We start from the raw sequence: 12,179 nt of genomic DNA, 5'->3' as shown, positions 1-12,179 counted from the left end.
GAAGCCTCACAAAATAATGTGAGGCTTCCTTTCTTTCATAATCTAATTTTGCAACACTCTTGATATCCTCCACTTCTGGCCTGTGCACTTCCACACTTCGGACATACTAAATATCTAGACTGATTTGTCAACAAACTACCTTTTTGAAAGAGTAAAACTTCTGCTTGTTTAAACGAACGCGAATAATATAACCACATAAAACCAATTATAGCAATAATGCCAAATAATACTCCCATCGCAAGCATTTCAGTCACCTCTTTTGGTTTGTTCTTTCCAGCAAGTGGATTGTTGTATTATTCTCTGTAAATTCAAACAATCCCTTCTTTACTCCTATAAATATCAACTTTCTCTATAAATTTTACAATTCTCCGCAAATTTTTACTTCCATTTTACAATTCATTATTCCTTTTGCAACAACGAATATCACTTTCGATATTTCCGTATATAAATATATCTTTCAAAAAACATATTGACTTTCTAAAAAAAACATGCAACAATACTGTCAGAATACTTGAATAAAAATTCATTGACGAGAACGAGTACGTTATAGAACTGTTCCCCAGAGAGTTGGCGATTTGCTGAAAGCCAACGTTCAGCGCGTAACCGAAAATCATCTCCGAGAAGTAGAACCTAATGTTACAGTAAGTTCTTACCGGCCGTCCCCCGTTACAAGGAACACGTATCATGTTGTACGTTGCAAAGCCGTATACATATAGATTTATTTCTACATGTGTAAATTAGGGTGGTATCGCGGGTAAATATAACTCGTCCCTTTCTTTAGGGACGAGTTTTTTGTGTTCTTACAAATGAATGAAAAAGGAGGAAAAACAATGAACACTGTATCAAAAAAACATATTTTTTTCACGGGTCTTATGCTATTTTCTTTATTTTTTGGGGCAGGTAATTTAATTTTCCCTCCCATGCTTGGGCAAAACGCAGGTGAAAACTTTTGGCCAGCAATGATTGGATTTTTACTAACAGGAGTTGGCTTACCACTACTTACTGTTATCGCAATTTCTCTATCAGGAAATGGAATGCAACAACTTGCAAGTCATGTTCATCCATTATTCGGAATTTTCTTTACAGTGGTTGTATACATTGCCATCGGTCCATCCATGGGCATCCCACGTGTTGCAAATGTCGCTTATGAAATGGGTGTTAGTTCTTTCTTGCCAGAAACAATCCGCTCTAGCAGCCTAGTACTATTTGTATATACAATCATCTTCTTTACTATCGTATTTTGGCTGAGTTTGAATCCATCTAAACTTGTTGATCGTATTGGAAATGTATTAACACCTATTTTATTACTCTCTATTTTCTTATTGTTTGTTAAAAGTGTATTTACACCACTTGGACAATCAGGACCAGCAATGCAAGAGTATCAAACTTCTCCAATCTTCAAAGGCTTTATGGAAGGCTACTTAACAATGGACACCATTTCAGCACTTGCATTCGGAATTATCGTTGTAAATGCAATTCGCTCTAAAGGTGTGAATGATCGTAAGTCCATTGCCATCGCCACAGCAAAAGCAGGGCTTATTGCCGCTACAGGGCTCGTACTTGTATACGGTGCACTCGGCTGGCTTGGGGCAACTAGCGTCTCGCTCGGATATGCAAAAAATGGCGGACAGCTACTTACTGTTATCGTACAACAATTATTCGGTCCATATGGTTTGCTCCTATTATCTCTTATCGTTACACTCGCTTGTTTAACGACATGCGTTGGACTCGTCTCTGCGTGCAGCCAATATTTTTCAACATTATTGACTACATTTTCATACAAAACGTTCGCGAGTATCATTTGCACATTAGGATTACTAGTTGCCAACTTAGGTTTAACGAAAATTATCGCAATCTCTGTTCCAATTCTGCTTGTTGTGTATCCAATTGCAATTGTACTCGTACTACTATCATTGCTTCATAAATACTTCGGTGGATATCGCTCTGTTTATGTAGGTGCTTTAATCGGAGCAGCTGTAGTAAGCGTATTTGATGGATTAAAACAAGGTGGTATTTCAGTTTCATTTATCACACCATATTTTGAATTTATCCCTTTATATAATGAAGGAATCGGCTGGCTAATACCAGCATTAGTAGGAGCTCTTATTGGTCTTGCAATGGCTAAGCTAAGCGGTACGAAAAAAGTTCCATTAGTAACCCCGACTCTCACGAAGTAAAAGCCTCCTAAAAAAACTCCCAAAAGGGAGTTTTTTTACATTTGATACGCAGCATGATTAAAACTGCTTATTTTATAAGCTTTCGTATAATATTCAATATTCGTATCAACTGTTTCTACCTTGACAACATCATAGTGCTCTTCTTGCTTTACTAAAAATAAATAGTATTCCTCTGTTGCCTCAATAATCGCAATTTTATCTGTTTCAACATTATATTGTTCACAAAGCGCTTGTAATGCGTTCACATAATCCCCTAATTTTTTAGACTTATCCATTCCGAATATAGTTTGAACTAACATATACATTCTCCCCTTTATATGTACTGTTAACACCTCAATGATAACGTTTACATTATTTATCGTCAATAAAAACATTCAATTGTTTTAACGTCAAATCTATATTGTATCGAGCCAATAATCAGCGAGGAATTCCCCGCCAATTAAAGCTTCACTTTATCCCGCATTAACTGCCCGTAAAAACCCGATTGGTGAGAGCTGATAATCAGTGGGGGATGAATCCCTCCCACTGATTAAAGTTTCACTTTATCACTTCGTTAATTGATGCCTAAATGCATAAATAACCGCCTGAGTACGATCACTTACATTCAATTTATTTAATATATTACTCACATGTGTCTTTACCGTTTTCAGTGCAATAAATAACTCGTCCGCAATCTCTTGATTACTTTTCCCCTCTGCAATTAATAACAAAATCTCAAACTCTCTTTCCGTTAAATCATCATGCAAAGGTTGCTCTTTCTTTTGACGCATACGGGACATCATTTTCCCGGTAACTTTTGGCTCTAATACTGTTTCTCCATCATAAGTAGCTCGTACAGCATCAGCAATATCACTTGCCCTTGATGTTTTTAATAAGTAACTGGTCGCCCCAGCCTCAATAACAGGATACAATTTTTCGTCATCTAAAAAGCTTGTTACAACTACAATTTTTGCTTCTGGCCATTCTTGAATAATAGCACGTGTTGCTTCGACACCATCCATCTCATCCATAACAAGGTCCATTAAAATAATATCCGGTCTTAATTGCAATGCTAATTCTGATCCTTTTCTTCCATTCTCAGCTTCTCCTACTACTTCAATATCTGGCTGTGTAGATAAATATGCCGATACACCCATACGAACCATTTCATGATCATCGACAAGCAATACTTTTATCATACTTCTCCCCCTCTCTCAATCATAATCGGTACTTTTACTTCTATTTGTGTACCTTTGGCCGGGAAACTAAGTACCTTGAGTGTCCCACCAATTTCATGAACACGCTCTTGCATCGATCTTAGGCCATATGAACCAGCCTTATTAACCCCTACTTCAAACCCAACGCCGTCATCAATGATTTTTAAAATCGCATATTGATCAATTTTTCGAAGGCGCACTTCTGTTTTCTTTGCCTTCGCGTGTCGCAACGTGTTTGATAGCGCTTCTTGCACAATACGGAATAAATGATCTTCTACACCTTTTTTTAATTCTATTGGCTCAATAAGCCATTCAATTTTCATATGTTGTTTTCGCGATAATTCCGTTAATAATTCCTCTATACCTTCTGTCAGTTTCTTACCTTCCAATTGTACAGGACGTAAATGAAGGAGCAATGCTCTCATTTCTGATTGAGCATTTACAACCATATTTTCAACAAGTTGCAATTGTTTTTTTGTCACATCTGGAAATTCAGTTATTTGTTCATTAATCGCTGACATCATCATAGACATTGCGAAAAGCTGCTGACTTACTGAATCATGCAGCTCCCTTGCTAAACGATGCCTTTCTTGAGAAATCGCTTCTTGTCTCATCTCTTCATTCCAATGAGCTCGTTCATTCGTTACTTTTTGAAAGAGTCCAGCTTGCTCCTCTAATCGACGAGCCAGAACGATTACTTTTCGTTCCACTTCATGAAATTCATCATCTGCAGTAAACGAAACATCGCTCGGAAAATTCCCTCGCTCTACTTCAAATAGAAACGTATTTAATCCTTGTATACGCTGCTCTATATAGTAACCGATTGCATATCCTACAATTCCTCCGATAAGTAAACTTGTAGTCATAATAAACAAGCCAATTGGAACAGAAGCGATGGATTCCTTCCATAATAAATCATACACTTGTTGCTCGCTTTTCCATACATATACAATTGTACAAATGAGTGCGATACTAACAGAGGACAACATAGAATAACGAATATACATCCACGAAATATTTTTTTGTTTCTTCATTATACTTTCCTCACTTCCGTGTCGCCTACGACAAGCGAAGAAATAATTTTAATACGACGAGGAGCCTCTTTATACTGCTCTGTTCTAAATATAACATTGCGGTTAAACCCTGTCTCTTCATGACCTGGCAAGAGCACACGTCCGACAATAACAGAATGATTTAAAGAAAGTTCAATATCATATGGCACATATAAACGAATATTACCAACGACACCTCGAATAACAATTACCGTTTCTCCTTCTGGAATCATAGCAGTCGTTAAATCTATTTCCACATCACAGGCACCATATTGAACATTAATATCCTCAAGTTCATAAATATGATCCATCATTCGTACATTGCCTACAAACATATTTTTTAAATATGGTTCTGTACGATATATTTGCTTCTCTTCGTCTATAATCCCTTTTTCTTTAATTTCAACCTTCATTGCTTTTTGCTGATGTCCTTGTTGAATCAGTTGATAACCTATTAAAGCTAAACAAGCAAATACGACAAGAACAAATGCTGCTGATGAAAATAAGAAGAATAAAAATACGATACCACCAACAAATAAAAATACATTTCCCCGTACATGACGATTCTTTTTACGATAATGCCTTCCAAACATAAGCATAATAAATGCAAAAATGAGACCACCTGGTTCAAAATGTCCAAGTATCATATCAAGAAAAAGACCGAATCCAAATATGATGAGGAGCATCCCCATTAATTGTGTCTTTGAAAAATGTTTCTTCATTTCAGCTCCCCCCCTTCTTGTCACATATACATAGAAGAAAAGGCATTGCTTTCCAACACCTTTTCTCCTATCACTATATCATAAGCCTGTTTTATAATATACCACTATTATTTTGTTAACTCTTTCGTTAACGATACATCATTCTTTTCTTTCATTTCACGCTCAAGTTTTGCAATTTTCATATCAAACGTGTCACGCTCATGCTCTTCATTCATACGAGTTTCTAAGTCACGAATATGATCTTCAATCTCTTCAAATCGTAAGAACGGATTATTTTCATCCATTTTATGCATCGCAGTATTCATACGACGATTTGCATGTGCCATATTTTCACGTGCCATTAGTTCCATGCGCTTTGCGTGCATTTCTTTTAATTTATTTTTCATTTCAGAAAGACGACGCTCTAACTCATCAATTTGCTCTACAACACCTGCATACATTTCTTCTAATCGAGTTACTTGCCCTTCATAATAAGCTACCTCTTCTAACGCACGTTCGTGCAATTGTAATTCACCTGCTTCTTGAGCAATGATAGCTTGCTTTGATCTTTTATTAACGAAATAACGTGCTTGCTCAAGCTCACGAGCAAAGTTAGATTTTAATGTTTTATGACGCTCAATTAACTTCTCAATTTTTGTTATTTCACGCTCACTATCACGTAAATATTGGTTTAACATCGCAATTGGATTTTTTCTTTCCTTCTCATCTAACACGTTATGAAAATCAGCTAAAATTGCATCGCGTACACGTCCGAATAAAGATTGTTTCATTATAAATCTTCCTCTCTTCTACTTTAATTATAATTTGATTTATTGTTTTAGTTTTTCATTAATTTGTTCCACTCATCTTCAAAGTTGCTATATGATTTAGAACTTTCTGGAGCAGATTCAACAACTACATCTTTTTCTTTTTTCCACTCACGGTATCCGTAGTATAAAACCACTAAAGCAGCGATACCGATTAATGCTGGCGAATGAGAAAGTGCAATGGATAAACCGATTAAACCAACAATACCCCAAGTTAACTTTCCAAAAAATGATTTAGCTCGCACAAATGATTTATAGCTCCAATATACAACTCCTGCTCCGATTGCGAATCCTACAATACCAGCAAGACTACCAAGAGCAATTAAAGCCAAAATACCGGCTGCGATAAACGCTAGAAATTGTTTCATCTTGTGCTTGCCTCCCTTCGATTTGATACTCTTATCTTAACTAATTTTTCATCTTCCCATAACGAGCTTAAGAACCGTTTTTAACTCAGACTTAAGACCGAGTCATATTCAGCCCTTTACGCAAAAAAACGTGCAGAATCTATTCTCTGCACGTTTTTTAATTACTAACATTCATATTAAATTAAGCTGTTTTATGATACTCTTTTTTCTCAGCTACTTTCGAAAACCTTGGAAACCCAATTAAAATAGAAACAATCCCACATACTCCAACTAACATTGGATAAAATGCATATGGCAACAATTCAACCGGAGATAACGCTGCAAATCCTGCTGCCGTTAACATTTGGGCACCGTACGGAATTAATCCTTGCACACAACATGAGAAAAGATCTAATACACTCGCTGATTTACGAGGGTCTATTTCATATTGATCTGCAATATTTTTTGCAAGGGGGCCTGTAAAGATAATTGAAATCGTATTATTCGCTGTACACATATTCGTCATACTCACTAAACCAGCAATACCAAATTCCGCTCCTTTTTTCGAACGAATATTACGTGTTAATACATTCATTAAATATTGAATACCACCATTATATTGGATTAATTCAACCATACCGCCAATTAATATAGCAAGTAATACTAACTCCATCATACCGCCCATTCCAGTCGTTACACTTTTAAAGAAACTTTCTAACGTGTAACTTCCATCTATAAGACCGATAACACCAGATAGTACAGTTCCACCAGTTAATACAATAAGTACATTCCAGCCAAGTAGCGCTGTAATAAGTACTCCTGCGTACGGTAAAATCTTTATCCAATCAAAGTTATGTGCTTTAATGTGCGTGTCACTTCCTGAAGTAACTATTACTAATAGTACAATTGTAATAATAGCCGCTGGTAACACAATTAAAAAGTTCGTTTTAAACTTATCTTTCATTTCTGTTCCTTGTGAACGAACAGCTGCAATTGTTGTATCTGAAATAAATGATAAATTATCACCAAACATCGCTCCGCCAACAACAGTAGCCATTGCAAGCGCAATTGAGATATCAGTTTGACCACTAATACCTACAGCAATCGGCGCTAATGCTGCAATTGTTCCCATTGAAGTTCCCATCGCTAATGAAATAAATGCACCAATAACAAAGATTCCAGCTACGATAAATCCTGGCGGTAAAATAGTTAACGCTAAATTAACAGTTGAGTCTACTCCGCCCATTCCTTTAGCAGTTTCAGAAAATGCACCTGCAAGCACAAAAATTAATACCATAATCATAATATCCGGATTTCCTGCACCTTTAGCGAACCGCTCTACTTTCACATTAAAACTTTCTTTACGATTCATCACTAAAGCGACTCCTACAGCAATTGAAATCGCTACAAGTATCGGCAATTTATAGAAATCACCTGTAATAATTCCAGAACCAATAAATAGCGCCAAAAATATCCCAAGTGGTAATAAAGCTAAACCATTTTCTCTCGTTTCTTTCAAAGTACCATCTCTCCCTAGTTTCAACCTTTTTCTAATCAATAACAAAAGACCTCTTCCGATGAGAAGAGGTCTTATACATCTATAAGAAACACTCTTCTCATCTTTCAAGCACACGCTTGCTGGATTTGGCACAGCACTCTGAAATCGAGTCCGCTGCCGAGGCATCGTAGGGCCAGTCCCTCCGCCTCTCTTTATAAGAAGGTTTCATATTTATTTTTTAATAATAATTTCTTCCCTAACTTTACTCGCTTACAAAACAAAAGTCAATTATTTTTTGTATAGATTTTTTTGGTAATTATACAAAAATTTGAATACAACAATCATTTCAACTTTTCTATTTCTTCTTTCAATATTGAAATCCAATAAAATTTACTATTTTTTATTGTTGCTAATATCCATTTCGTAGTATACCAAGCTAACTCATACTCTTCCTTCGTGACATCGCCACTTTTATAAGCATACTCTAGCTCCTCTTCATCTAATACATACACCTTACCGCTAGGTAATAATACTACATCTATATATAAATCATCAAAATACGGTAAACCACGATCGTCTATTTTATATTCTTTCGCCACATCTATATAATATTGCACTAATTTTTTCTGATCATCTAACATAGCGGTAATCGCAAAGTTTTTCCCGTCTATGAAATATTGAATCCACGTATACTGATCCGCTGCAATACAAAGTTCTTCACCATCATATTCTTTACAACTAGGCTCTCTCACCTTTTTTATATCCAGTATTCCGAGCATTCCCTCTTCCACTTGCTTAACCGTATAACTCTTTTCTATTAGTCTCTTCCACGAAGAACCGTCACCATATTTTCGTTTCATTATGTCTGCTCCTCTTCTATATACAGAAAAGCTCCCACATATTATGTGAGAGCTTGTTCATATTATAATTAAGCCGCTTGACCCTTTTCAGAAATCTCTTTTAAATAAGCTTGTCCTTTTTCAGCGTCATATTGACCTTCCCACTTAGACATAACTACAGCTGCTAAAGAGTTTCCTACAACGTTAACTGCTGTACGAGCCATATCTAAAATACGGTCAATACCAGCAATGAACGCTAAGCCTTCAGGTGGAATTCCTACTGTACCAAGTGTCGCTAATAATACAACGAATGATACGCCCGGTACACCTGCGATACCTTTTGATGTAACCATTAATACAAGCAATAATGTAATTTGTTGTGTAATAGATAAATCAATACCGTACATTTGCGCTAAGAAAATAGCCGCAATTGCTTGATATAAAGTTGATCCATCTAAGTTAAATGAATAACCTGTCGGAATAACGAAAGATGTAATTGCTTTCGGACAACCGAATTTCTCCATTTTCTCCATGATTTTTGGTAAAACTGTTTCTGAGCTTGCTGTAGAATACGCTAAGATCAGCTCGTCTTTTAAAATCTTAAAGAATTGGAAAATGTTGATTCCAAATATTTTCGCTGTAAGTCCTAAGACAACTACGACGAAGAAGATCATTGCCCCATATACGACAATTAGTAATTTCCCTAATGGAATTAATGAAGCAAGACCAAATGTAGAAACTGTAACACCAATTAGTGCAAACACACCAAATGGTGCAAATTTCATAACTTGGTTTGTTACGTAAAACATTGCGTCAGCTACACCTTGGAAAAATTGAAGAACCGGTCTTCCTCTTTCACCAATTGCTGCTACACCTAAACCAAATAGTACAGAGAAGAAGATAATAGCAAGCATATCTCCGTCAGCCAATGACTTCATAATGTTCGTTGGAACAATATTTACAAACGTATCTGCAAATGAATGACTTTGTACTTGCTCTGTCGTATGTGTATATTTCGAAATATCTGTCTTTGTTAACTGCTCCATATTTACGCCTTTTCCTGGTTGGAAAATATTCGCTATTAATAGACCAACAATAATTGCAATTGTTGTAATAATTTCAAAGTAAAGAATTGTTTTTCCGCCTAGTCGACCTAGTTTTTTAACATCGCCAACACCAGCAACCCCAACAACAATACTTGCTACAACAATCGGTACAACGATCATTTTAATTAATCGGATGAAAATATCACCAATTGGTTGTAAGTACTTCACAACAGCTGGATTATCAAAGAAAATCGCCCCAACCGCAATACCAAGCGCAAGCCCTATTAATATTTGCCATGCAAGTCCTATTCTTTTCATATTTGTTGTAACCCCCTCTTCGATGTGTCACTCTATCTCTCATTCTATCTCTATAAAACTAAGAAATTAAGAGTATTACATATTATTCGACAATTCACTACATTTTGTCCCTGTTAAAAATCATAAATCAAAAATTTAAATCTGACAACAAAATAACTTTGCCCGAACACAAATAATTTTCTTGACAAAAAGCAGACCTATGTCAGAAAACCTAACATGAGAACGATTCCTCACTAGTGTTTTATTAGCTTTCCAAGTAATATTTCACCTCATAAAAACGATTACTTTCCTTCTTCATTTTACAGATTAATTCCAAAATATACCTTTGTTACACATATGAATAAAATGTATGTACTATGACAATTACAGTTGAAAAATGATAAATTCCGACAAAACTTAGCAATTTTATAAAGTTTTCTTTACATTATGATTACAACGATAGACACTCTTCTTCTTATGATATATAACATTCATAGAGAAAGGAGTCAGACAACTATGAAAAAGAAATTTGCAGCGTTTAGTGTTTTAGCAGCAGGAACGATTTTTGCTTCCCCGTTACTTTCACCCGTATACGCTGAAACAAATCAAGATAAATTATCTAACATTCAATCTGAATTAGAAGGCAAACAAAGTGACTTACAAAATAAATCAGTCGAGAAAGAACAAATAGAAAAAGAAATTCAAGAATTACAGAAGAAAATTGATGAATTAACTACTTCTATTAATAAAAACGAAGCTGAATTAAACGATACAAAAAAAGAAATTAGCAAAACTCAACAAGTAATTGCTGACAAAAAGAAACATATAGAACAATTACAAACAAACATAGATACACGTCAGGAAGTTATTAAACAACGATTACAATCTATGCAAGAAAAACCTCGTACAAATATCATTACAGAGGTACTAACAAATTCTTCAAATATTGCCGATCTTGTTGATAATATGTACTCCGTAAGTTTAATATTAAACAACGATACAGATATTGTAAAAAAACAAACATCTGATCAAAATGCTGTAACTACAGAAAAAGAGGCTGTTGAGAAAAAAGAACAACAACTGAAAGAATCTGAGCAAAAACTAGAACAAAAACAGCAAGAATTACAAAATAACCAACAACAGCAACAAACTCTTATTAACGATCTACATACGAAAGTAGCAAAAGTAGATTCAGAGATTGAAGGATTAGAAGAATCCAAAGGCATTTTAGAAAATCAACGTCAAGCTGTGCAAAAAGCAATTGAAGAAGAAAAACGGGCCGAAGAAGCTCGTAAAGCGGAAGAAGCTCGCCAGGCAGAAGAGGCTCGCAAACAACAAGCTACTAAATCTGCTCAAGCAACTCAAGCGGCCCCAACACCACATGATACAAACATCGGTGGCTTTATCAAACCAGCAGCTGGATCAAAAACTTCCGGATTTGGTGTACGTTCTTTAGATAACCATAAAGGAATTGACATCGCTGCTTCGGGAACGGTTCCAATTATCGCCGCTGCAGATGGCGTTGTTATTCGTTCAGAATTATCATCTAGTTACGGAAACGTAGTGTATTTATCTCACCGTATAAACGGAAAAACATATACGACAGTATATGCTCATATGAATAGCCGTTCTGTATCGAATAGACAAACTGTAAAACAAGGCGATCAGCTTGGATTTATGGGGAACACGGGCCAATCATACGGACAACATTTACACTTCGAACTTCATCTTGGAGAATGGAATGTCGGCAAGACAAACGCAGTTGACCCATCTCCTTATATCGGATTATAAAAAACCTCGGTGCCTACCGAGGTTTTTTATTTACACTTCACACAATATAGGCATTCTACATAGACTATAACTAAATGCCTATAGTTTACGGGGTGATCAATATGAATACGCAATTACAACAAAAAATAGAAGAAGCTAGAGAGACGTATATTGGCCGGATATTTACATTTGGCGGCTCAGTATTATTTTTAATCGGTTCATTCCTTGCAGTCACTACAGCCTATAAAGCATATAATCGTTTATTACACTCATCAACATCCACATAAAAAAAGACGGGAGATTGGTATTATCCCCTATAGGTAGACAGTAAAAAAAGAGTCCATCTGATATGATGGACTCAATACTGTTTTATCTGGAGGGGATTTTTTTATGGCAAGAAAAGGACAATCATTTCAAAAATATACAGAA

Annotated in this window: 12 protein-coding genes, 1 pseudogene, 1 riboswitch and 1 other annotated feature; of the genes and pseudogenes, 3 read left to right on the top strand and 10 right to left on the bottom strand. The window is 35.8% G+C overall.

Annotation, left to right across the window (positions count from 1 at the left end):
• Positions 1-35: 35 nt before the first annotated feature.
• Positions 36-245, bottom strand: coding sequence for a hypothetical protein (locus D1166_RS20985; protein ID WP_000880630.1), 210 nt, complete (start codon positions 243-245; stop codon positions 36-38).
• A 272-nt stretch (positions 246-517) separates the two neighbouring features.
• Positions 518-776, top strand: a binding site (T-box leader).
• A 54-nt stretch (positions 777-830) separates the two neighbouring features.
• Between D1166_RS20985 and brnQ3 the strand changes: the two are divergent.
• Positions 831-2,188, top strand: a pseudogene (gene brnQ3, locus D1166_RS20980) (branched-chain amino acid transport system II carrier protein BrnQ3).
• 24 nt (positions 2,189-2,212) lie between these two features.
• Here brnQ3 and D1166_RS20975 read toward each other — a convergent pair.
• From D1166_RS20975 to gltP, 9 genes are all read right to left on the bottom strand, one after another.
• A complete protein-coding gene (locus tag D1166_RS20975) occupies positions 2,213-2,551 on the bottom strand; it encodes a DUF3922 domain-containing protein (protein ID WP_118043415.1) in 339 nt (112 codons plus the stop codon).
• A 171-nt stretch (positions 2,552-2,722) separates the two neighbouring features.
• Positions 2,723-3,355 (bottom strand): response regulator, encoded by a 633-nt coding sequence (locus D1166_RS20970; RefSeq protein ID WP_000598707.1) that lies wholly within the window; start codon positions 3,353-3,355, stop codon positions 2,723-2,725.
• Positions 3,352-4,407 (bottom strand): sensor histidine kinase, encoded by a 1,056-nt coding sequence (locus D1166_RS20965; protein WP_000744326.1) that lies wholly within the window; start codon positions 4,405-4,407, stop codon positions 3,352-3,354. The genes D1166_RS20970 and D1166_RS20965 overlap by 4 nt, the downstream gene beginning before the upstream one ends.
• Complete coding sequence (gene liaF / locus D1166_RS20960; protein ID WP_000716086.1) at positions 4,407-5,147, bottom strand: cell wall-active antibiotics response protein LiaF; 741 nt, start codon at positions 5,145-5,147, stop codon at positions 4,407-4,409. The genes D1166_RS20965 and liaF overlap by 1 nt, the downstream gene beginning before the upstream one ends.
• A gap of 107 nt (positions 5,148-5,254) precedes the next feature.
• Positions 5,255-5,917 (bottom strand): PspA/IM30 family protein, encoded by a 663-nt coding sequence (locus D1166_RS20955; RefSeq protein WP_000814127.1) that lies wholly within the window; start codon positions 5,915-5,917, stop codon positions 5,255-5,257.
• A 47-nt stretch (positions 5,918-5,964) separates the two neighbouring features.
• Positions 5,965-6,321 carry a lmo0954 family membrane protein gene (locus D1166_RS20950; RefSeq protein ID WP_097861689.1) on the bottom strand — a complete coding sequence of 119 codons (357 nt, stop codon included), beginning with the start codon at positions 6,319-6,321 and terminating at the stop codon, positions 5,965-5,967.
• A gap of 181 nt (positions 6,322-6,502) precedes the next feature.
• A complete protein-coding gene (locus D1166_RS20945; RefSeq protein WP_000665465.1) occupies positions 6,503-7,819 on the bottom strand; it encodes a Na+/H+ antiporter NhaC family protein in 1,317 nt (438 codons plus the stop codon).
• 94 nt (positions 7,820-7,913) lie between these two features.
• Positions 7,914-8,019: riboswitch (SAM riboswitch) on the bottom strand.
• A gap of 120 nt (positions 8,020-8,139) precedes the next feature.
• Positions 8,140-8,658, bottom strand: coding sequence for a ribonuclease FAU-1 family protein (locus tag D1166_RS20940; protein ID WP_097861690.1), 519 nt, complete (start codon positions 8,656-8,658; stop codon positions 8,140-8,142).
• Positions 8,659-8,726: 68 nt separating this feature from the next.
• Positions 8,727-10,001, bottom strand: a complete 1,275-nt coding sequence (gltP, locus tag D1166_RS20935; RefSeq protein WP_000821130.1) for a glutamate/aspartate:proton symporter GltP — start codon at positions 9,999-10,001, stop codon at positions 8,727-8,729.
• Positions 10,002-10,496: 495 nt separating this feature from the next.
• On the opposite strand from gltP, the gene D1166_RS20930 reads away from it, so the two are divergent.
• Positions 10,497-11,771, top strand: coding sequence for a murein hydrolase activator EnvC family protein (locus D1166_RS20930; RefSeq protein ID WP_118043414.1), 1,275 nt, complete (start codon positions 10,497-10,499; stop codon positions 11,769-11,771).
• Positions 11,772-11,872: 101 nt separating this feature from the next.
• Complete coding sequence (locus D1166_RS31360; protein ID WP_001096002.1) at positions 11,873-12,037, top strand: hypothetical protein; 165 nt, start codon at positions 11,873-11,875, stop codon at positions 12,035-12,037.
• Positions 12,038-12,179 lie beyond the last annotated feature (142 nt).

The sequence above is a fragment of the Bacillus sp. ISO11 genome, assembly GCF_003458115.1.
Lineage (GTDB): Bacteria > Bacillota > Bacilli > Bacillales > Bacillaceae_G > Bacillus_A > Bacillus_A cereus.
This window is presented reverse-complemented; position numbering and strand designations above follow the sequence as displayed.